Origin of the sequence: Phaeobacter sp. NW0010-22, from assembly GCF_040365955.1 — a bacterium.
Taxonomy (GTDB): Bacteria; Pseudomonadota; Alphaproteobacteria; order Rhodobacterales; family Rhodobacteraceae; genus OMPR01.
The window spans coordinates 108769-130532 of the sequence record NZ_BAABWT010000003.1 but is presented as its reverse complement, the minus strand read 5'-3'; the positions used below and the strand labels follow the sequence as shown (position 1 = coordinate 130532).

Annotated in this window: 23 protein-coding genes; 13 read left to right on the top strand and 10 right to left on the bottom strand. The window is 55.9% G+C overall.

Annotated features, from left to right (window positions below):
- The first annotated feature begins 39 nt into the window (after positions 1–39).
- Genes paaG through ABWV33_RS07495 form a run of 4 tightly spaced genes read left to right on the top strand, consistent with a single transcriptional unit; the run spans position 40 to position 3182 of the window.
- Positions 40–825 (top strand): 2-(1,2-epoxy-1,2-dihydrophenyl)acetyl-CoA isomerase PaaG, encoded by a 786-nt coding sequence (paaG, locus tag ABWV33_RS07510; protein WP_353329808.1) that lies wholly within the window; start codon positions 40–42, stop codon positions 823–825.
- A gap of 2 nt (positions 826–827) precedes the next feature.
- Positions 828–1256, top strand: coding sequence for a hydroxyphenylacetyl-CoA thioesterase PaaI (gene paaI / locus ABWV33_RS07505; RefSeq protein WP_113825306.1), 429 nt, complete (start codon positions 828–830; stop codon positions 1254–1256).
- A gap of 15 nt (positions 1257–1271) precedes the next feature.
- A complete protein-coding gene (gene paaK / locus ABWV33_RS07500; RefSeq protein ID WP_353329806.1) occupies positions 1272–2582 on the top strand; it encodes a phenylacetate--CoA ligase PaaK in 1311 nt (436 codons plus the stop codon).
- Positions 2583–2585: 3 nt separating this feature from the next.
- On the top strand, positions 2586–3182 hold the full coding sequence (locus ABWV33_RS07495) for a TetR/AcrR family transcriptional regulator (RefSeq protein ID WP_353329804.1): 597 nt from the start codon (positions 2586–2588) through the stop codon (positions 3180–3182).
- A gap of 181 nt (positions 3183–3363) precedes the next feature.
- On the opposite strand, the gene ABWV33_RS07490 is transcribed toward ABWV33_RS07495, so the two are convergent.
- From ABWV33_RS07490 to ABWV33_RS07450, 9 genes are all read right to left on the bottom strand, one after another.
- A complete protein-coding gene (locus ABWV33_RS07490) occupies positions 3364–4122 on the bottom strand; it encodes a Phenylacetic acid catabolic protein (RefSeq protein WP_164618125.1) in 759 nt (252 codons plus the stop codon).
- A 12-nt stretch (positions 4123–4134) separates the two neighbouring features.
- The gene (locus ABWV33_RS07485) at positions 4135–5208 is read right to left on the bottom strand and encodes a 2Fe-2S iron-sulfur cluster-binding protein (RefSeq protein ID WP_113825298.1); all 1074 of its coding nucleotides are present in this window, start codon (positions 5206–5208) and stop codon (positions 4135–4137) included.
- Between the two features lie 24 nt (positions 5209–5232).
- Positions 5233–5694, bottom strand: coding sequence for a 1,2-phenylacetyl-CoA epoxidase subunit PaaD (gene paaD / locus ABWV33_RS07480; protein WP_113825296.1), 462 nt, complete (start codon positions 5692–5694; stop codon positions 5233–5235).
- 5 nt (positions 5695–5699) lie between these two features.
- Positions 5700–6461, bottom strand: a complete 762-nt coding sequence (paaC, locus tag ABWV33_RS07475; protein WP_353329801.1) for a 1,2-phenylacetyl-CoA epoxidase subunit PaaC — start codon at positions 6459–6461, stop codon at positions 5700–5702.
- Positions 6461–6745: a 1,2-phenylacetyl-CoA epoxidase subunit PaaB gene (gene paaB, locus ABWV33_RS07470; RefSeq protein ID WP_113825292.1), complete on the bottom strand. Its 285-nt coding sequence runs from the start codon at positions 6743–6745 to the stop codon at positions 6461–6463. The genes paaC and paaB overlap by 1 nt, the downstream gene beginning before the upstream one ends.
- A gap of 92 nt (positions 6746–6837) precedes the next feature.
- A complete protein-coding gene (gene paaA / locus ABWV33_RS07465) occupies positions 6838–7830 on the bottom strand; it encodes a 1,2-phenylacetyl-CoA epoxidase subunit PaaA (RefSeq protein ID WP_121998445.1) in 993 nt (330 codons plus the stop codon).
- A 17-nt stretch (positions 7831–7847) separates the two neighbouring features.
- The gene (gene pcaF, locus ABWV33_RS07460) at positions 7848–9050 is read right to left on the bottom strand and encodes a 3-oxoadipyl-CoA thiolase (protein WP_353329799.1); all 1203 of its coding nucleotides are present in this window, start codon (positions 9048–9050) and stop codon (positions 7848–7850) included.
- Positions 9051–9261: 211 nt separating this feature from the next.
- Complete coding sequence (locus tag ABWV33_RS07455; protein ID WP_113825286.1) at positions 9262–9654, bottom strand: carboxymuconolactone decarboxylase family protein; 393 nt, start codon at positions 9652–9654, stop codon at positions 9262–9264.
- A gap of 159 nt (positions 9655–9813) precedes the next feature.
- Positions 9814–10032, bottom strand: a complete 219-nt coding sequence (locus ABWV33_RS07450; protein ID WP_353329796.1) for a DUF1127 domain-containing protein — start codon at positions 10030–10032, stop codon at positions 9814–9816.
- Between the two features lie 449 nt (positions 10033–10481).
- On the opposite strand from ABWV33_RS07450, the gene ABWV33_RS07445 reads away from it, so the two are divergent.
- The 7 genes from ABWV33_RS07445 to ABWV33_RS07415 all read left to right on the top strand — a co-directional run bounded on the left by ABWV33_RS07445 (position 10482) and on the right by ABWV33_RS07415 (position 18878).
- Entirely contained in the window at positions 10482–12575 is a 2094-nt protein-coding gene (locus tag ABWV33_RS07445) for a 3-hydroxyacyl-CoA dehydrogenase NAD-binding domain-containing protein (protein ID WP_353329794.1), read from the top strand.
- Positions 12575–13750 (top strand): acetyl-CoA C-acyltransferase, encoded by a 1176-nt coding sequence (locus ABWV33_RS07440; RefSeq protein WP_353329792.1) that lies wholly within the window; start codon positions 12575–12577, stop codon positions 13748–13750. Before ABWV33_RS07445 ends, ABWV33_RS07440 begins: the two co-directional genes overlap by 1 nt.
- 106 nt (positions 13751–13856) lie before the next feature.
- Complete coding sequence (locus tag ABWV33_RS07435) at positions 13857–15047, top strand: acyl-CoA dehydrogenase family protein (RefSeq protein WP_353329790.1); 1191 nt, start codon at positions 13857–13859, stop codon at positions 15045–15047.
- Positions 15048–15050: 3 nt separating this feature from the next.
- A complete protein-coding gene (locus ABWV33_RS07430; RefSeq protein WP_113825278.1) occupies positions 15051–16178 on the top strand; it encodes an acyl-CoA dehydrogenase family protein in 1128 nt (375 codons plus the stop codon).
- Positions 16159–16584 carry a PaaI family thioesterase gene (locus tag ABWV33_RS07425; protein ID WP_353329788.1) on the top strand — a complete coding sequence of 142 codons (426 nt, stop codon included), beginning with the start codon at positions 16159–16161 and terminating at the stop codon, positions 16582–16584. Before ABWV33_RS07430 ends, ABWV33_RS07425 begins: the two co-directional genes overlap by 20 nt.
- Positions 16584–17351, top strand: a complete 768-nt coding sequence (locus tag ABWV33_RS07420) for an oxepin-CoA hydrolase, alternative type (RefSeq protein WP_353329786.1) — start codon at positions 16584–16586, stop codon at positions 17349–17351. The genes ABWV33_RS07425 and ABWV33_RS07420 overlap by 1 nt, the downstream gene beginning before the upstream one ends.
- 33 nt (positions 17352–17384) lie before the next feature.
- Entirely contained in the window at positions 17385–18878 is a 1494-nt protein-coding gene (locus ABWV33_RS07415; protein WP_353329784.1) for a class I adenylate-forming enzyme family protein, read from the top strand.
- Between the two features lie 133 nt (positions 18879–19011).
- Here the strand turns inward: ABWV33_RS07415 and rpe are convergent, their stop codons facing one another.
- A complete protein-coding gene (gene rpe, locus ABWV33_RS07410; RefSeq protein ID WP_353329782.1) occupies positions 19012–19704 on the bottom strand; it encodes a ribulose-phosphate 3-epimerase in 693 nt (230 codons plus the stop codon).
- Positions 19705–19926: 222 nt separating this feature from the next.
- Between rpe and phnC the strand changes: the two genes are divergently transcribed.
- Both phnC and phnD read left to right on the top strand, forming a co-directional pair.
- Entirely contained in the window at positions 19927–20751 is an 825-nt protein-coding gene (phnC, locus tag ABWV33_RS07405; RefSeq protein ID WP_353329780.1) for a phosphonate ABC transporter ATP-binding protein, read from the top strand.
- A gap of 63 nt (positions 20752–20814) precedes the next feature.
- Positions 20815–21717, top strand: coding sequence for a phosphonate ABC transporter substrate-binding protein (phnD, locus tag ABWV33_RS07400; RefSeq protein WP_164618101.1), 903 nt, complete (start codon positions 20815–20817; stop codon positions 21715–21717).
- Positions 21718–21764 lie beyond the last annotated feature (47 nt).

The following is a 21764-nucleotide window of genomic DNA, read 5'->3' as shown; positions in this document are numbered from 1 at the left end:
GCAACAGTTTTGTCGAAACATATGAAAAGCGGGTCTGACATGAGTGATACGATTCTTGCGCAAGATCATGGAAATTGGGTTGAAATCACCCTGAACCGTCCTGATCGCCTGAATAGTTTTAATGATGAGATGCATTATGCATTGCGTGCGACTCTGGAAGGGGCCCGCGATAATGGCGCTCGGGCGGTGCTGTTGACCGGGGCCGGACGTGGGTTCTGTGCGGGGCAGGATCTGGGTGATCGTGATCCGTCCAAGATGGGTGGCCCGCCCGATTTGTCAAAAACTGTCCGCACATTTTATGCCCCTCTGGTCAACCTGATCCGGTCACTTGATTTCCCGGTCATTTGTGCGGTGAACGGGGTTGCTGCCGGGGCTGGGGTCAATGTGGCGCTGGCCTGTGACATGGTGTTGGCTGCTGAAAGCGCCAAGTTTATTCAGTCGTTTTCAAAAGTTGGCTTGATCCCTGATACCGGTGGATCATGGCATTTGCCGCGCCTATTGGGTGAGGCACGCGCCAAAGGATTGGCACTTACCGCGCAGCCGTTGCCCGCGAAACAGGCCGAGGACTGGGGGCTGATCTGGAAAGCGATTGCTGACGATCAGCTGATGGACGAGGCACGTGCGCTGACCGCCAAGCTGGCTGATGGCCCGACATTGGGTTTAGGCCTGACGAAACAGTGCATTCAGGCCGCGGCGGTGGACACGTTGGAGGATCATCTGGAAATGGAGGCCGACGCGATGAAAACCTGTGGCGAAAGCGCAGATTACGCCGAAGGCGTTTCGTCGTTTTTGGAAAAACGCGCACCCAAATTTCAGGGCAAATGACCATGACCCCAAAGGAACGTGCAGAACGCGCCGCGCAGGCGATGTGGGATGGGGATCAGGCCTCGCAATGGGCGGGGATGGAAATCACCCATATTGATGAGGCGACCGCGACGCTGGAAATGACAGTCGCCGCACATCATTGCAATGGCCATGCTATTTGCCACGGTGGGGTGACCTTTATGCTGGCTGACAGCGCCTTTGCGTTCGCCTGCAATAGCCGTAACCAGTCGACCGTGGCACAGCACAATGTGATCAGCTTTGTCGCGCCGGGACAGTTGGGCGACCGGTTGATTGCCAAAGCGACCGAGCTGAGCCTGACCGGGCGCAGCGGAATTTACGATGTGACAGTAACCAATCAGGACGGCCATAAGATCGCGGAATTTCGGGGATTTTCCCGCGCGATCAAGGGCTCTCTGTTCGACGAGTCCTGAGCCGAGGAGGAACCCATGAAAGATTTGACCCCAAACAAGGCCGACCTTGACCCGATCGAGGTTGCCTCGATCGACGAGATCCGCGCGACCCAACTTGAGCGCATGAAATGGTCGTTGCGCCATGCCTATGACAATGTGCCGATGTATAAGCAGCGGTTCGATGAGGCGGGTATACATCCGGATGATCTGAAATCTTTGGCGGACCTGTCCAAGTTCCCGTTCACCTACAAGAACGACCTGCGCGACAATTATCCGTTTGGCCTGTTTGCGGTTCCGCGCGAGCAGATCATTCGGTTGCATGCCTCGTCTGGGACTACCGGTAAGGCTACTGTGGTTGGCTATACCGAAGGGGATATCAACAATTGGGCTGATCTGTTGGCGCGTTCGCTGCGCGCCTCGGGCCTGCGCCGGGGCAATATGGTTCACAACGCCTATGGCTATGGTCTGTTTACTGGCGGTTTGGGTGCCCATTACGGCATCGAACGTCTGGGCGCGACTGTTGTGCCCATGGGTGGTGGCCAGACGAAGAAGCAGGTTGGCCTGATCAACGATTTCAAGCCTGACGGCATCATGGTGACCCCGTCTTATATGCTCAACATCCTCGAAGAGTTCCACAAACAGGGGCTGGATCCACGCGACAGTTCTTTGTCGGTTGGTGTGTTTGGCGCGGAACCTTGGACCAATGCCATGCGTTTAGAGGTCGAAAAGGCCTTCGATATGCATGCGGTTGATATCTATGGCCTGTCGGAAATTATGGGGCCCGGTGTGGCCAATGAATGTGTTGAAACCAAAGATGGCCTGCACGTTTGGGAGGACCATTTCTATCCTGAAATCATTGACCCCAAGACTGGCGAAGTGGTTCCAGATGGCGAGATGGGTGAGTTGGTATTTACCACGCTAACCAAAGAAGGTTTGCCAATGATCCGCTATCGCACCCGGGATCTGACCCGCCTATTGCCGGGAACTGCGCGTTCTATGCGACGGATGGAGAAAATTACCGGCCGGTCAGATGACATGATCATCCTGCGTGGTGTAAATGTGTTCCCAACCCAGATCGAAGAGCAATTGATGGCGACGGGCGGTCTTTCGCCGCATTTCCAGATTGAACTCTACAAATCTGGCCGTATGGATGCGCTGCGCGTTTATGTTGAGGCAAACTCGGATGCCGCTGATGAGCTGAGCAAAACAGCATCGGCGCGGATGTTGAGCAAGCGGATCAAGGATATGGTCGGTGTTTCGACGGAAATCGTGGTGGGGGACCCGGGTGAGGTTGCCCGTTCTGAAGGCAAGGCGCAACGCGTCATCGATAATCGAGACAAGGAATAAGAATTGGCCCGCACGATTGCAAAAGACCACGATCAAAAGCGTGCTCAGATCTTGAAATCCGCCGCGCGCGTGTTTGCGCGCGAGGGGTTTGATCGGGCGTCGATGACGCAGCTAGCGCGAGAGTGCGGGATCTCCAAGGCGAATATCTATCACTATTATGACAGCAAGGATGCCATCCTGTATGACATCCTTGAAATCTACTTGCGCGAATTGCGGGATCTGATCTGCGGTATTCAGATCGAAGGATTGAATGCAGAAGAGCGTTTGCACAAGGTGATTGCTGAGATTCTGTTGGCCTATCAAGGCGTCGATGACGAGCACCGGGTGCAAACCAGTGGCATGTCTGCTTTGCCGGAAGAGCAGCAAAAGGTGCTGCGTGGATATCAGCGTGATATGGTTGAATTTCTGAATGGTATCATTGCTGAAATTGCCCCGGATGTATTTGGCAATAACGCGGACAAGCTACGCGCGGCGACGATGTCAGTCTTTGGCATGCTGAACTGGTACTACATGTGGAATGCCGGGGCAGGCCCTGACGCACGTGAAGACTATGCTGCGGTGGTTTCCAAGCTGACACTGCACGGGGTGCGGGGCTTGTAACTGTCCCTTGGCCGCGGTCAATCTTCAAACAAAATTGTATGTGTGTGCAAACTGCGCGGCCTATGGCCTTGCGTCCTGCGGACGGCGAGAGGCCCAGCAAGCGCGGCGTCGCCGCGCTTGCTGGGCCCAACGGGAGGAGATGCCCCACCCGGGGCTTTGACGACGGGCGGGAGCACTTGTTTTAGGGGCGATGCAGTCCCAAGCTTTCCAGTAGAGTGGTCGCCTCGGCTTGCCAGCGCGTTTTGAGTTCCGCGTTGGTGGATTTGCGTAGGCCCATTTCCTTGAGTGCGCCTGCTTTGGTCGATGATGTAGAGCCAAAGCTGGCCGCAACGCGTGGCCACCAGTAATTGACAGAGGCTTGCAGCGCGTCAGCTTGATCCTCTTCGATCAGTTTGATCGTCCCTTCCGCGGCCAATTCAGCGTGACGTGTTTCGATTGGGGTTATTGTGCGGAAGGCTTCGGCGAGCGGCTGATATGAGATCATAGAGAACTCGGTCAATTGAATGACCACAGCGCGGCTCATCAGCAGGTTCATGGCTACGGAATCAACCCAACCCTGAAGCGGATAGTTGAATACCGCCAATCGCATGTCATGATCGCTGCGCGAGGTTCCGATATCTGCGTCCCGCTCCAGACGCGCGGTCCAGGGATGATTGTTCGCATAACGATCCGCATCAGCGCCAAAATCACCCATGATGCGCAGCACTTTGTCTGCGTTATCGGTCTTTTCGAGCACGATTTTGGCGGCGGCGATGCGCTCTTTGATGCCGGGGCCGGAGTTGATCACGTCTGCAAACCCGGCGGCTCCCGCCAGTTCACTGTCCACAAACGTGGCCATCAATTTCATGAGTTCAGCACGATAGCGTGGTGGAACGTTGGTCGGGTTGGTCAGAACGCCACCTGCAGCCAGGTAGTTTTCGATTGTCATTTCTTCTGCCATGGTCCCTCTCCCTTACTGGTCAAAATCAACGGTGACGGAATCCGTCAGCGGGAAGGCCTGGCACGACAGAACATAGCCCTTTTCGACTTCGTAGTCTTCCAGCGCATGGTTCGCGACCATTTCGACCTCGCCCTCGATCACCTTACAGCGACATGTTGAACAAACTCCTGCTTTGCAGGCGTAAGGTGCATCCATCGCATTTTCGAGCGCTGCATCGAGGATCGACAGGTCTTTGGGCATAGTGATGGTCTGGGTTGACCCATCCATGGTGATCGCGGCTTTGGTCTGATTGGCACTGCTGGCGGCATCACCTGAAACGACCTTACGTTTGGCCCGACCGGGTTGCGCGCTGGCGAACAGTTCGAACTTGATCTGGCTGTCGTCCAGCCCGTGATCGCGCAGGGCAGCGGCGATGCCTAGCATCATGGGTTCGGGGCCACAGATAAACGCAGTGTCGACGGACTTTATGTCGATCCAATGTTTGAACAGCTGGGCGCATTTTTCTTGGGTAACCAAACCGGTGAACAGGTCAATGTCTTGCGCATCTGATTCAAGAATATGGATGATATTCAGACGACCCATATAGAGGTTCTTGAGATCTTCCAGTTCCTCGCGGAACATGATCGAGTTCACGCCTTTGTTGGCATAAACCAGAGTAAAACGCGATTTAGGTTCACGTGCCAGCGTGGTTTTCAGGATCGACAAAACAGGTGTGACACCTGACCCGCCGGCAAAACCGAGGTACTGTTTGTCTGCATCCGCATTGAGCGCTGTAAAGAACCCACCCATGGGTGGCATCGCCTGAATTGTATCGCCAACCTTCAGGTCTTGGTTGGCCCATGTCGAAAAGGCACCGCCATCGACGCGTTTGATACCAACTTGCAGTACACCATCGTCTTTGCCAGCGCAGATGGAGTACGAACGGCGCAGCTCTTCGCCGTCAAATTCGTGGCGAAAGGTCAGATACTGGCCTTGGGTGAAATCGAATTCTGTCGCAGCGCCGTTGACGGGTTGCAGTGTCACCACGACGGCGTCGCGGATGGTTTTGTGCAGTGACGTGACGGTCAGGTCGTGAAAGCGTGCCATCGGGCGTCTCCTTTTATCTGAAGTTCAGATGCATTTGAAATAATCGAACGGTTCCAGGCAGTCAGTGCAGCGCCAATGCGCCTTGCAGGGGGTCGAGCCGAACTGGCTAACCTTTTGCACGTTCTTGCTGCCACAATGTGGACACCGCTCGGGTCCGCCTGCAGGTTGGGGCGGCGCGATACCGTATTCTTCTAACCGGGCTTTGCCGCGGTCGGTCAGCCAATCTGTGGTCCACGCCGGGCTCAGCTGGCGTTTCAGTTCCACTTTTTTGATACCGTGATCGCGCAGGGCGGTCTCGATATCCAGATTGATGATCGATGTGGCGGGGCAACCCGAATAGGTGGGCGTCACCGTGACCGTCAGCGTGTCCTCTTCCCACGCGACGTCCCGGATGATGCCCAGATCGACGAGCGAGATCACAGGGATCTCGGGGTCGGGAACGGCATCTAGCCATTCCCAAACCTGTTTGACGGTTGGCTGGTCCATGATGCTTACCAGTTGCCGTCAGGATAGACACGCTGCAGCCACTGCATGGAACACAGCAGGTGACCCAGATGTTCGGTGTGCATGGCGCCGTTTTTGCCCCCTTTTTGGGCAAAGCGGTTGCCGGGCACGGTCAGCGTGGCTTCGTCTAGAACCTTTTGCACCAGCGCGTCATATTCGTCGCGCAGGGCAGTAGGATCGGGGGCGATGCCAGCAGAAACCATCGCGGCGTCTACATCATCGGCCAGGAACATCTCGCCTACGTAAGGATAGAGATAATCCAGCGCCTTTTGCATCCGGGAATGGCTTTCTTCGGTTCCATCCCCCAACGCGACAACTGTGTCGGCCGAGCGTTCGAGGTGATAGGCGACCTCTTTGCTGGCTTTCTCGGCAATCTCTGCCACACGCAGATCGCTGCTTTTGAGCAGGCGCGCGATATAGATCGAATGCCAGGCATCAAACAAGAACTGACGCATGATTGTCTGGCCGAAATCGCCGATGGGCATTTCACACAAAAGTAGATTGCGGAAATCCCAAGCATCGCGGTGAAACGCGAGGCGGTCGGCGTCTTGGCCTTTGCCTTCGACTTCGCCGGCATAACCCAGCCAGAATTGTGTCTGACCGATGAAATCGAGCGCCGTGTTGGCCAGCGCGATATCTTCTTCCAGAACGGGGGCAACGCCGCACCATTCCGATGTCCGATGTCCGAGGATCAGGGTGTTGTCCCCCATCCTGAGCAGAAATTGAAACAGAGCCTCCTGCTGGGTCATTACATCGCCCCCACTTCGTCGGGGATGTCGAAGAAGGTGGGGTGACGGTAGACTTTGCTTTCTGATGGTTCGTACATCGGGCCTTTGTCGCTGGGTGAGCTGGCCGTAATGTTCACGGCTTCGACCACCCAGATCGATACGCCTTCGTTACGACGGGTGTAGACGTCGCGGGCATTTTTGATCGCCATTTCGGCGTCAGTGGCGTGCAGCGAACCGACGTGACGGTGGCTCATGCCATGCTGACCGCGGATAAAGACTTCCCAAAGGGGCCATTCGTTGTTCATAGCTCAGTTCTCCTCCTGGCTAGGCGCGGGTGTAGAAACCGGTGGCTAAACCGGATGCCTCGCGCTGCGGATTTCATTCGTTTAAGCGCGGATTACTCGGCCGCGATTTTGGCTGCTGCTTTTTTGCGGGCGTGGGCCATCATACCGTCGCGTACCCAAGCACCATCGTCCCAGGCCTTGTTGCGATCGGCCAGACGGTCGACGTTGCAGGGGCCATTGCCTTTGACCACATCAAAGAACTCGCCCCAATCAGGCTGACTAAAGTCATATTGACCGGTTTCGTCGTTCCATTTCAGGTTCTCATCTGGAACCGTCAGGCCCAGATATTCAGCCTGTGGCACGGTCTGGTCGACGAATTTCTGACGCAGTTCGTCGTTGGTGTTGATCTTGATTTTCCACGCCATCGACTGAGCAGAGTGGACCGAGTCTGAATCCGGGGGACCAAACATCATCAGCGACGGATACCAGAACCGGTTCAAAGCGTCCTGAGCCATCTTTTTCTGCGCATCAGTGCCTTCGGCACAGGCGCGGATGGCATCATAGCCTTGACGTTGGTGAAAGCTTTCCTCTTTACAGATCCGCACCATGGCGCGGCTGTAAGGGCCATAAGATGTCCGCTGCAGCGGCACCTGATTCATGATCGCAGCACCATCAACCAACCAGCCGATTGCGCCGATGTCGGCCCAGTTCAGCGAGGGGTAGTTGAAGATCGACGAATACTTCATGCGGCCATCCAGCAGCATTTCGGTGATTTCATCGCGGGTAACACCCAATGTTTCGGCAGCGCAGTACAGGTACAGACCATGGCCTGCTTCGTCCTGGACCTTGGCCAACAGGATCGCCTTGCGCTCCAGTGTCGGCGCACGGGTGACCCAGTTGCCTTCGGGAAGGGTCCCGACGATTTCAGAGTGCGCGTGTTGACCCATTTGGCGGATCAGGGTGGCGCGATAGTCTTCGGGCATCCAATCCTTGGGCTCAATTTTTTCACCGGCGTCGATACGCGCCTGAAACTGGCGCTCGAGGTCGGACATGTCCTCGTCGGACTTAACTCCGGTTGAGGCGGTCTTGATCATTTGTGCATACATCTTGGCTCTCCTCAGGCTCAGACGCGTTCCAAGATCAGGGCGGCACCCTGACCAACTCCGACGCACATGGTGCACAGCGCATAGCGCCCACCGGTGCGTTGTAATTGATAGGCGGCGGTCATCACGAGCCGCGCGCCGGACATGCCCAGCGGGTGACCAATCGCAATGGCACCCCCGTTGGGATTAACATGGGGGGCATCATCCGCCACGCCAAGGGCGCGAAGTGTCGCCAGACCTTGAGACGCAAAGGCTTCGTTCAATTCTATCACATCCATCTGGTCGATGGTAAGTCCTGCACGCGCCAGAACCTTTTGGCTGGCAGGAACCGGGCCAATCCCCATGACGCGCGGCGCGACCCCTGCGACTGACATTCCGACCACCCGGGCCATCGGCGTCAGGTTGTTCTTGGCCGCAGCGGTCTCGTTTGCCAGCAGAATGGCGGCAGCCCCGTCATTCACACCCGAGGCGTTGCCCGCGGTGACGGTTTTGTCGGGGCCATTCACACCTTTGAGTTTCGCCAGCTTATCCGCACCAGTGCCGGGGCGGGGATGCTCATCCGTGTCAACGATGATCGCGTCACCCTTGCGCTGTGAGATGGTGACGGGTGTGATTTCGTCTTTGAATAATCCGGCCTCGTGGGCAGCGGCCCAACGGGCCTGCGAATTGGCAGCAAACGCATCCTGGTCGGCACGGTCGATATTGTAATCTTCGGCAACGTTATCCGCCGTTTGTGGCATGGAGTCGGTGCCATACATCTCGTGCATCTTCTTGTTCACAAAACGCCACCCAATGGTGGTGTCGTAAACGGCATTGGCACGGGTAAAGGCGCTTGTGGCTTTGGGCATCACAAATGGCGCGCGGCTCATGCTTTCGACGCCACCTGCGATAACCATGTCATAGTCACCAGCTTTAATACCGCGCGATGCCATACCAACCGCATCCATGCCCGAGGCACACAATCGGTTAACAGTGGTGCCGGGAACTTCGATTGGCAGTCCAGCCAACAGGGCAGCCATTCGGGCCACGTTGCGGTTGCTTTCACCGGCTTGGTTGGCGTCACCGTAAATGACATCGTCAATTGCGGTCCAATCCACATCGGGGTTACGCGCCTTGAGCGCAGCAATTGGCAGCGCTGCCAGATCATCGGTTCGGATCGACGATAATGCGCCGCCGTAGCGTCCGATTGGGGTCCGTTGTGCGTCGCAGATGAAAGCATCCATGCTTCGTATTCTCCAAATCCCTGTGCCACTAAAGGTGACCGTATGGTCGGGTAATACGTGTGATTATGATTCGCGGCAAGAAAAATGTAACACAAAAAGTGAACTTGAAAAAAATCGGTAACATATTGTCGGGTCTGACAGTTAGATGAGAATAACAGAAAACCCGCCTGACAAAGTAGACGGGTTCCCAAAGTTACAGCTTTTCCGAGGGTTAGAGCTGACCAGCTTCTTCCAGAACCTTACGGGCCACGCGGAAACATTCTAACGACTGTGGTACACCACAGTAGATGCCAATGACGTGGATAATGGCACGGATCTCATCTTTGGTGACGCCGTTGTTCAGTGCGCCGCGACAGTGGATCTCCCACTCATGCATCTTGCCCAAGGCCCCGAGCATGGCCAGATTCATCATGGATCGGGTTTTGGGTTCGATCACATCATCGCCCCAGCCAAATCCCCAACACCATGCGGTCATGGCCTCTTGAAAGGGGCGGGTAAACTCATCTGCGGCGGCAAGATTGTTTTCGACATATTCAGCGCCCAGCGTAGCTTTGCGCTGTTCTAGACCTTTGAGAAATAGGTCTTCGTCAAATGTATCGGCCATTTGGGGGTCCTTTGAAGGGGGTCAAAAGCAGGGCTGTGACCTAGGGGCAAGATGCCCATAGTGCTGCGCTGCTTTGCTGGCTCCGTCAAGGGAACTCAGCCAATCCAAAGGCCCAAAATGACAAAAGCGGCCAGTGCAGTCATTGCATTGGCCGAGTTGTTAAAGTGTGTCGGTCATAACCCGACGGATAATGTCGGCACGGTCCACGCCGCGTGCGCTGAGATCTGCATCGCTGAGCGCTGACAGAGCTTCGATTTTGCGGACTTTGGCGCTGGCTTCGTTTAGCTGAAAAAGTGCGCCAAAGATGCCAGAGAAGATATCGGCCACAACGCCAAAGACAGCTGGAATTGAAGTGGTGTTTGCTGTTGTATGTGCCATTGGATGGACTTTCCGCTACGGTTTTCGAATTGAAATGGATTTATGCTGCATGTGCAGCATGAGCTAGCCCTTTTGCAGAATACCCGCCGTGCGTTTTTTGCAAATCTGTCGAGGAAATGTTTCTTTTTGAGGCGGGGCCTGTAGATCGTCGTCTGCTGAGGGCGGGGCAATCTGTTTTGGAACCCTACGTCCGTTCGCGGGAAACTCCCTTGATCTTGCTGGGGGCACGGCCCAACCTGCATACGTTGCGGAAGGATGTTCCGCATCGTGAAATAGTGAGGGGGAAGTCTTGCTTGCCTCGGGAAGCCATACAGACATTTGACGTGAGGTTCCAAGAGCAAGGCAGGTGCCAAGTGCAACTCTGCAGTTAGACTTTGCCCTAAGAGGCCGATGAGTCGCCAGCTTATAGAAAGGCGCTTCATTGGGAAGAATATAGGAGGAGCGGCCAAATGTCAGAAGCCATTGGGTACGAACGCGTCGGCGATATCGCCATTCTTGCGGCGAATAATCCGCCGGTGAATGCCTTGGGGCATGATGTGCGCAACGGATTGGTGGACGGGATCGCCCGGGCCGAAGCCGATGGCGCCAAAGCTGTGCTGATTTATGGAGAAGGGAAAACTTATTTCGCGGGCGCAGATATTCGTGAATTTGGCAAACCCCCAACCCAGCCGTTTTTGCCGGATGTCTGCACCCGGATTGAGGCCTCGCCGTTGATCGTGGTATCCGCCTTGCATGGCACAGCTTTGGGCGGAGGTTTGGAAATCGCCTTAGGTTCGCATTTTCGCATCGCGGTTCCGACTGCGCGCGTTGGCCTGCCAGAGGTTTTGATTGGTGTGATGCCGGGCGCCGGTGGGACACAGCGTCTGCCCCGTTTGGTGGGGGTGGATGCAGCTGTTGATGTGATCACCTCTGGGCGGCAGATCGGTGCGAAAGAAGCACTGGCGATGGGAATTCTGGATCGCGTCGTCGAAGGAACGCCCCGCGAGGTTGGTCTGGCCTATGCTCAAGAGTTGTTGGATAGCGGTGCTGAACGGCGCGCTATCAGTGAAATGCCTGCTCCAGAGGCCGTCGATTTCGATGCGCTTTACAACATGGTACTGCAAAAGGGCCGGGGTCAGATTGCTCCAGCTTTGGCCGTTCGTGGGGTTCAGGCATGTTGCGAGTTGCCATTTGAGGAAGGCATGAAGCGCGAACGCGAGCTGTTCATGGAGCTTATGGCCTCGGATCAGCGCCAAGGCATGATCCATGCGTTCTTTTCGGAACGAGCGGTTGGTAAATTGCCTGAACTGAAAGGTGTAGCACCGCGAAACCTGAATGCCGTCGGTGTGATCGGTGGCGGAACCATGGGGGCTGGCATCGCAACGGCTGCGTTGTTGTCGGGTCTGTCTGTGGTGATGCTGGAAATGACGGCCGAGGCTGCCGAAGCCGCGCGCGGCAGGATCGAAGGCAATCTGGGCGGCGCGTTGAAGCGAGGCAAACTCAGCCAAGCCCAGTTTGAGGATTTGACAACCAAAGCCTTGACCTTGGCCACAGATTACGCAGCGCTCGGTGATGTCGATCTGGTGATCGAGGCCGTGTTCGAAGACATGGGCGTCAAGAAGCAGGTGTTCACGCAATTGGATGCCGTGTGCAAGCCGGGTGCCATTCTGGCGTCGAACACATCGTACCTAGATATCAACGAAATCGCCGCATGTACGAAACGACCAGCAGACGTGATTGGGTTGCACTTCTTTTCACCGGCTCATGTCATGAAGCTGTTGGAAGTTGTTGTCGCAGACAAGACGGCCGCCGATGTGGTGGCCACGGGCTTTGCGTTGGGCAATCGGTTGAAAAAGACATCTGTTCGCGCCGGCGTGTGTGACGGTTTCATCGGTAATCGCATTCTGTCGACTTATCGCACTTGTGCGGACCATATGATTTTGGATGGGGCCACCCCGTATCAGATAGACAAGGCTCTGACTGATTTTGGATTTGCAATGGGGCCTTATGCTGTTGCGGATCTGGCGGGGTTGGATATCGGTTGGGCCGTGCGCAAACGAAAACGCGCTGAGGGTGTCGATCCGCGTGCACGTGATTTCACCTATGCGGACAAACTGTGTGAAGACGGACATTTTGGGCAGAAAACCGGTACAGGCTATTACGTCTATCAGGCAGGCAAACGTGCTGGGGTGCCTAACCCGGATGTGATGTCGCTGATCGAAGCAGACCGGGCCGCCCAAGGTTTGACCCCGCGGGACTTAAGCGACGACGAAATCGTACGCAGGTATATGGCTGCCATGGTGAACGAGGCTGCAAAGGTGGTGGGCGAGGGCATCGCGCACCGCCCGCTCGATGTGGATGTTACACTGCTCTATGGATACGGGTTTCCGCGCTATCGCGGTGGGCCGCTGAAATGGGCCGACATGGTCGGTCTGCCTAGCTTGCTGAGCGAAATGCAGGACTGGGCCAAGGAAGACGGTTATTTCTGGCAACCTGCACCGCTTTTGGAAAAACTGGTGGCTGAAGGCCGCACATTTGATGATCTGAACAAGGAAACCGCATGATGAAACAAGCTGTAATTGTATCCGCTGCCCGCACGGGTTTGGCGAAATCTTTCCGAGGGTCGTTCAACATGACCCATGGTGCAACGATGGGCGGCCATGCCGTGCAGGCGGCGGTCGAACGTGCGGGCATCGACCCAAGCGAGGTTGAGGATTGCATCATCGGCTGCGGTACGCCCGAGGGCGAAACCGGTGGCAATATTGCGCGCCAGATCGGCTTGCGCGCAGGTCTGCCGATCACCGCGTCCGGCATGACAGTAAATCGGTTTTGTTCGTCGGGGTTGCAAACCGTCGCGCTTGCGGCCAATGCGATCACCTGCGAGGGCACCGGGCCAATGGTGGCCGGAGGGGTCGAAAGCATTTCGATGGTCCAGCCCAAAGCACGCCATGCCGCTGAAGCTTGGCTCAAAGAGCATAAGCCGGCAGTTTACATGACCATGATCGAAACCGCCGATATCGTGGCGGAACGTTATGGAATCACGCGCGAAGAGCAAGATGCTTATGGTCTGCGCTCACAACAGCGGATCGCAGCGGCGCAGGCTGCTGGAAAATTCGACGATGAGATCGTGCCGATGAAGGCGATGATGGCGGTCAAGGACAAGGAAACTGGCGAGATCTCGATGAAGGAGTCGCTGGTGGATCGCGATGAATGCAACCGTCCAACCACGACGTTGGAAGGTCTGTCCGGTTTGGCTCCTGTCCGGGGTGAGGGCAACTTTATCACTGCAGGTAATGCTAGTCAGCTGAGCGATGGCGCTGCGGCTGTTGTGATGATGGACAGCGTCGAAGCTGAAAAGCGCAACATCGAACCGATGGGGGCTTTCAAAGGCTTTGCCGTAGCCGGATGTGAACCCGATGAAATGGGCATCGGTCCTGTCTTTGCTGTGCCGCGTTTGTTGGAACGTCACGGGCTGACCGTGGATGACATCGACCTGTGGGAACTGAACGAGGCCTTTGCATCACAAGCTCTGTACAGCCGCAATCGGTTGGGGATTGATGACGAAAAGTGCAACGTGAATGGTGGATCAATCGCAATTGGTCATCCCTTTGGCATGACGGGCGCACGGATGGTCGGACACATTATGCGTGAAGGCAAACGCCGAGGCGCCAAGTTGGGCGTTGTCACTATGTGTATCGGTGGCGGCATGGGCGCGGCTGGCCTGTTCGAAATTTATTGACCGCAGGGGCGCCTATCTGACCCATCGAGGGCCAGATAGGCGCTGCCCGACGCGGAGCGACGGGCGGGCGCGCAATTGAGATCGGATATGAAGAAAAGAGTATGAGATGGATTTGAGTTATACCGCCGAGGAGTTAGCCTTTCGGGACGAGGTGCGAGCGTTCCTCGCTGAAAAGCTGCCTAAAGATATGTCGGACAAGGTGCGCCGGGGCGAGAACCTTGGCAAAGAGGGGCATGAGCTTTGGCACTCTATTCTGAACAATCAGGGATGGTTGTCGTACAGTTGGCCAAAGGAATTTGGGGGTGCCGAATGGAACGCTGTGCAGCGCCACATCTTTGATGATGAATGCGCCGCAGCCTATGCGCCACGGATTGTCCCGTTTGGGCTGTCGATGCTGGGACCTGTTCTGCACAAATTCGGATCCAAAGAACAACAGGACCACTATCTGCCACGTATTCTGGATGGCACCGATTGGTGGTGTCAGGGATATTCTGAGCCTGGAGCGGGGTCTGATCTAGCCTCTTTAAAAACCAAGGCCGTGCGGGATGGCGATAATTACGTGGTTAACGGTCAAAAGACCTGGACCACTTTGGGGCAATACGCCGATTGGATTTTCTGTCTGGTCCGGACGGATCCAGATGCCAAGCAGCAGGAAGGCATTTCATTCCTGTTGATCGATATGAACACACCGGGCATCGAAGTGCGCCCGATTGTTTTGCTGGATGGTACGCCTGAGGTGAATGAGGTCTTTTTTGACAATGTTCGAGTGCCTGTCGAAAATCTAGTGGGTGAGGAAAACAAGGGCTGGACCTATGCCAAGTATCTGCTGACCCACGAACGCACTGGGATCGCCGGTGTTGGCTTTAGCCGCGCAGGTCTGGATGCGTTGAAGCGTGTGGCACGGGTTGAAACGGCCAACGGACGCCCTCTGATCGAGAACCCACTATTTGCCGCGCGCATTGCACAGGTCGAAATTGATCTGATGGCGATGTCGACGACGAATTTGCGGATTATTTCGCAAGCGTCGGCAGGACAGGCACCGGGTGTTGAAAGCTCGATGTTGAAAGTCAAAGGCACGATTATCCGGCAGGAGATCAACGATATGATGCGTCGAGCAGTTGGACCCTATGCGATGCCGTTTGCCTCTGAAACGGTTGAGGGAGACAACGATCCGATTGGCCCCGATTATGCCGGACCTGTTTCGGCGCAGTATTTCAACAATCGCAAATTGTCGATCTTTGGAGGCTCTAACGAGATCCAGCGCGGCATTATTGCCAAAGTAAAGATGGGAGGGTGAGCCATGAATTTTGACCTGACCGAAGAGCGGCAAATGCTGCAAGACACGCTGCGCCGGTTTCTGTCGGACCGATATACCACAACAGCGCGCAACGAGATCATTGAGAGCGACGCTGGCATAAGCACCGAAATCTGGAACGAACTGGCTGAATTGGGCGTCATTGGCGCACTATTCACAGAAGAGCAGGGCGGTTTTGGCGGCGCTGGTTTTGATATCGCAACCGTGTTCGAAGAACTGGGCCGGGCTGGCGTGGTGGAGCCGTTTCTGGACACGGCCGTGTTAGGGGGGGGGCTGATCACTGCATTGGGTAATGCCTCGCAAACCGCACTGATTGATGATGTGATCGCGGGTGGTCTGCATCTTGCCTTGGCGCATGGCGAACCAGCCAGCCGTTATGATCTGAGCCGGGTTGAAGCCACGGCCAAGGTCGATGGAGACGAGATTGTCTTGAATGGCCGCAAAGCGGTTGTGATCAATGCCGAGGCAGCCGGATATCTGATTGTGTCCGCTCGCGAAGGTGGCGGGGCGTTTGATAAGGATGGGATTTCGCTGTTTTTGGTGCCTGCGGGGACGACCGGTCTGACGCTTCAGGGGTATGCCATGATGAGCGGTGGACGCGCTGCCGAGGTCATGCTGGATGATGTGCGGTTGCCTGTTTCTGCGCGTTTGGGCGCGGCGGGGGCCGGTTATGGGGCGCTTGTTGATACAGTTGCTCGGGCCAATGTGGCGCTGGCAGCCGAAACGATGGGCGCTATGGAAACTGCGACGGAACTGACACGCGAATACCTTGTCACTCGTAAACAGTTTGGCCGCCCAATTGGCACGTTCCAAGCGCTGGCCCATCGTTATTCGGATCTGTTGATTGAGCTGGAACAGGCGCGGTCTGCGGTGACTAATGCAGCTGGTAATCTGGAAAGCACGGACCGCGATTTGCAAATCGCTGCGGCACGTAACCTGATGGCTCGGGTGGGTCGTTTGGTGGCAGAAGAGTCCATTCAGATGCATGGTGGTATCGCCATGACACAGGAATACGAACTGGCCCATATTGCCAAGCGCATCGTGATGACCGATCACCGTTTCGGAGATGCAGATTATCACCTGGAGCGGTTTATTGACCTCAGCGCAGCCTGAAACCGACAGCCCGACAATCAAACGGTCGGGCTGTCAAAACGCCACTGGATTTGAGATTGAGCTGTGTACAGAAACAGGGCACGCCAAGTGCTATTTGGATCTGGCACCGGGACATTTGAATTCCCATGGTATTTTGCATGGCGGTATTATCGCCATGATACTGGATGTGGCCTGTGGCAACACTGCTTCGGCCTATTTTGACAGGGTGGAACACCCGCTGGTTTTGACGGTTTCGTTGAACACCAATTATATCGGTGCAGTGCGCGAAGGACGTGTCATTGCCACGGGGAAGCCTGCAGGTGGTGGGCGCAACCTGTGTTACGTCAATGGTGAAATGCATCACCAAGATGGAACCTTGATTGCAACGGCAACGGGCGTGTTCAAGCGCCACTCAAAGGTGAAATGATGCTGGCACGCGTTGATGACCAAGGCGATCGACTGGTGATCGTAAATATGAACAGCGCGCGGCGGGGGGCGTTGTCGCCAGATCTTTATGTGGCCATTCACGAAGCGATGGCGCTAGCAGAACAAGAACGCGTTCGCGCAGTTATTCTAACCTCTGAGGGTGGTTTTTTCTGTGCGGGCGGTGATCTGAATGTTCTGATCGAGCGGCGCAAACTAACCGAAGAAAAGCGACGTGCCAAGGTGGATGAGCTGCACGAACTGGTTCGTCTCATCCGAACGTGCCCCGTACCAGTGATCGCCGCGGTCGAAGGCGGTGCGGCAGGGGCTGGGCTGTCCTTGGCACTGGCCTGTGATCTGATTGTTGCCGCTGAAGGGGTCAAATTCACTGCTGCCTACGTCAAAGCGGGTTTGGTTCCGGATGGCGGGCTTACATCGGCTTTGTCACGAATGGTTCCGCGTGCCCTAGCTATGGAAATGTGTGTGTTGGCACGTCCCGTTTCCGCCGAGCGGATGGAGACGCTGGGCGTGGTAAACGCTGTGGTGCCTGTCGGAGAGGTTGATGCAGCCGCACACAAATTGGCAGATCGAATAGCGCAAGGGCCGCGCAAGGCGCAGGGTGCCATTCGCGGCTTGGTGGCGCAGGCCTATGAGGCGAGCGAGGCGGCACAGTTGGACGCCGAACGTGATGCAATGGCGCATGCTGCTGGTGGAGATGAAGCCGCCGAAGGTATCGCGGCATTTCTGGAGAAACGTAACCCCAGTTTCTGAACCGGGGGCCAAACAGCTGGGAGGGTTGATTGGATGGCAAAATGGCATGACTACCTAGGGGTGCAGATTGCATCACGACCGGATGCGCGGGCGTTCACCGATGATGGCGGGGCGGATTGGACGTACGCCAAGCTGGAAAAAGCGATTGATGCGCTAAAGGACATGCTTTTGGAAGCGGGGGTGCAGCCATGTGATCGTGTGGTGATCGTCGCTGAAAACTGTGCCGCGGCAATTGCCAGTCTGTTTGCGTGCTCGCGTCTTGGGGCCTGTGTCATTCCGGTGAATGCACGTCAGACTGCGGTAGAGTTGGACCGTATTCTGGCCCATTCAAAACCGGCGGCTGTATTGTTTACGTCTGCGGCATCAGGGGATGCGGTTAACCACGGGGAACGGATGCAGGCGCGTGGGATTTCCGGATCTTTTGGGGCGATGCAATTGGCGACGCCCTTTGACAGTGCACCAGATCAAATGCTTGCCGATGTGGCCGTCATGTTGTTCACCACAGGCACGACAGGTACGCCAAAGGGCGTGATGTTGACTCATGAAAATGTGCGGTTTGGCGGACGGACGTCGGCTGAGCTACGCGGGATGACACAGGATGATGTTGTCTACGGCGTGTTGCCAATCACCCACGTATTTGGTTTGGCCTCGGTCGTTACGGCTGCGACCTATGCCGGGGCACTGGTGCGTCTTGAGGCGCGATTTTCAGCGGCGCGGCTATATGAGCAGCTGAATGATGGCGTAACACTTTTTTCTGCGGTGCCACAGATGCATGCATTGTTGATGCAATATGCCAAGGAACAAGGGTTTGATCACCTGCCTCAGAGCGTCTTACGCTACACTTCATCTGGGGCAGCGCCATTGGATCCCGCGTGGAAGCGCAAAGCAGAGGCTTTTTATGGTGTTGCGATCCAGAATGGCTATGGGCTGACGGAAAGTACAGCAGGAGTTTGCGCTTCTGATAACGTGCTGGGTGATCCTGATATATCCGTTGGCCCGCCATTGCCCGGTGTTGAGATACGGCTTGATCAAGCTGTTGAGGGTGGTGGCGATCAGGTCGGTGAGGTACAAACGCGTGGGCCCCATGTGATGAAGGGATATTACCGTAATCCAGAGGAAACAGCCAAGGCGCTTGATGGCGAAGGCTGGTTGCGAACCGGGGATCTGGGACGGATGGATGACCGTGGTCACTTGCATATTGCGGGGCGTTGTAAGGAATTGATCATCCACGGTGGGTTCAATGTGTATCCACCTGAAGTTGAGGCCGCTTTGAATGATCACCCTCAAGTGATTCAGTCTGCTGTGATCGGCAAAGTGGTGCAGGGGGATGAAAAAGTGGTTGGGTTTGTCCAAGTGGCGCCCGATGACGCCCCGAATGTAGAAGAGTTGCGTGCCTTTGTGGCGCAGCGCCTTGCTGGGTACAAACGCCCAAGTCAGATAATCGTTGCAAAGGAATTGCCCGCAGCACCAACTGGTAAAATCCTGAAACACAAATTGTTGGATTTTTTTGCGGACCAATTGAACTGATATCGGTCGAATGGCTCCCGCGCCCGCGGAACCCCGGCCTTGCCGAGCTTCCTTTACGCCCAACGGGAAGAGATCTTTGTTAAAAGATTGATGACGGGCGGGAGAGTTGCCCGCTGTCATGTGCAGCTTTCGATTAGGCCCAGACGCCCTGTGCGGCTGCGCGGATGGCTTTGATGTTGTCGCCATAAACGTTAGGGTTTGTGACTGACCCGCCTTTGAATACGGCTGAACCCGCCACAAGAACATCCGCGCCAGCTTTGGCGACTAAGGGTGCTGTGGTTGGATCGACGCCGCCATCAATCTCGATGTGAATCGGGCGCTCGCCAATCAGGGCGCGCAGTTGCTCAACCTTTTTGATCTGGCTGTGAATGAATTTCTGGCCGCCAAAACCTGGATTAACGGTCATAACGCAGACCAGATCAATCATGTCGAGCAAAGGCTCAATCGCAGAAGCAGGCGTGCCGGGGTTCAGTGCGATCCCTGCCTTGGCTCCGGCGGCTCGGATCGCTTGCAGGGTGCGGTGGACGTGCGGCCCGGCTTCGACGTGCGCGGTGATAACGTCAGCGCCTGCTTTGGCAAAGGCTTCGATATAGGGATCAACCGGCGCGATCATCAGGTGAACGTCCATCACCCCTTTGATATGTGGACGGATCGCGGCACAGGTCGCGGGACCAAAGGTGATGTTGGGAACGAAATGCCCATCCATCACGTCCACGTGGACCCAATCGGCGCCCTGCGCTTCGATGGCTTCGCATTCTGCGCCAAAGTTGGCGAAATCAGCAGAGAGGATGGAGGGGGCGATCTTGATCTTGCGGTCAAAGGTCATGGCAGCACCTGATTGAGAGAGAGTCGGCAGGCGTATACATCCATTCCTGTTCTAGCGATAGTGGGGGGTAGGCGATGTAAGAGGCGCAGGGATCGGCTCGCCGACCCACCTTTTTCGCCGGCCATCCTTAAAAAGAGCGCGTTACAAAACTTTCACCGCCCTGACACACAAGTTTTGAATCCCGGCCCTAATTCCCCGTCTTAACGAAATCGGGGGTGGCACGTGCTGCGAATTGACAAACTGACCAAACGCTTTGGCGACAACGTAGCGGTGGATACCGCGACGCTGGACGTGGATAAGCCCTGCATGATTGGCATTATTGGCCGGTCGGGCGCGGGGAAATCCACCCTTTTACGAATGATCAACCGACTGACGGATGCGAGCGAAGGCCGCATACTGTTCAAAGATCGCGATGTGACCAATCTGACAGGCAAGGCCAAGCACGCTTGGCAGGCAGATTGCGCGATGATTTTTCAGCAGTTCAACCTTGTGCCGCGCATGGATGTGGTCAGCAATGTCTTGCATGGCACGCTGAACCAGCGGTCGACCTTTGCGACTATGTTCAACCTGTTCCCGATGGCCGACATTCACCGTGCCATCGATATTCTGGACCGCCTTGGGATTGCGGAACATGCCCCCAAACGAGCCGAGGCTCTGTCAGGTGGGCAGCAACAGCGTGTCGCGATTGCGCGGGCTCTGATGCAGGATCCAAAGATTATTCTAGCGGATGAACCCATTGCCTCGCTCGATCCAATGAACGCTCAGACCGTGATGGAGGCCCTGCGCCGCATTCATGAAGAGGACGGGCGTACGGTCATTGCCAACTTGCACACTTTAGACACAGCGCGCCGCTATTGTGATCGCGTGGTCGGTATGCGCGACGGGCGGATCGTATTCGATGGCTTGCCAGAGCAACTGACCACAGGCGTTGCTCGTGAAATCTATGGCGCTGACGCCACCTTTTCCGAGGCGGCAACATCGACAGAAATCGAAACTTTGGATGCCACCATTCGCGCCGAGCGTATGGAAGCCAAAGCACACGTCTAATTCAATCCCTTTCATCACCCGGGCCCGATGGGGGGTCGGGCGTACTTAACCGGAGACAATAAGATGAAAAAACTGATCGCTGCCATTGTGGCCACCACTGCTCTGACCAGCCCGGTCATGGCCGAAGACATCAAAGAATTCCGCATCGGCCTTCTGGGTGGGGAAAACGCCCAAGACCGCATGAACAACAATGAGTGTTTACGCGCCAAAACCGAAGAGCTGTTGGGCGTTCCAACCAAATTGTTTGCACCAGCTGACTACAACGGTGTGATCCAGGGCCTGCTGGGCGGCACGTTGGATATGGCATGGTTGGGTGCAAGCGGCTACGCCAAGACCTATTTGTCAGATCCCGAAGCGGTTGAGCCGATTTTGGTCAAGGTTAACAACGACGGTGGTTACGGCTATTACTCGGTTGGCTTTGCCCGCAAAGACAGCGGTATCACCTCGCTCGAGGACATGAAGGGCAAGACCTTTGGTTTTGGCGACCCGAACTCGACCTCAGGTTTCCTGATCCCTTCCATTGAGATCCCCGAAGAGACCGGCGCAACGATGACCTCGGGTGATTACTTTGGCGAAGTCAAATTTTCGGGTGGTCATGAACAGACCATCGTTGGCGTCAACAATGGTGATTTTGATGGCGGCGTAACATGGGCCGATGGTCTGGGCGATTGGGAAGACGGCTATAACTCGGGCGCGCTGCGCCGCGCAGTTGATGCAGGGCTGGTTGACATGAATGATCTGGTACAGATCTGGCAGTCCAAACCCATTCCCGAAGGCCCGATTGTTCTGCGCAAATCATTGCCTGCAGACGTCAAAGTCAAATTCACAGCTCTGATGGCATCGCTGCCGTCGATGGACCCTGATTGCGCCTACGGCGTGCTGTCAGGCGAGGCCAAAGGTGTTCAGCCAATTGGTCATGATGCTTACGAAGTTATTATCGAAGCACGCAAATTGAAGTCCAACTGATTTTAGCACCGAAACCGCGGGGTCTGGCACCACTTGCCGGGCCCCGT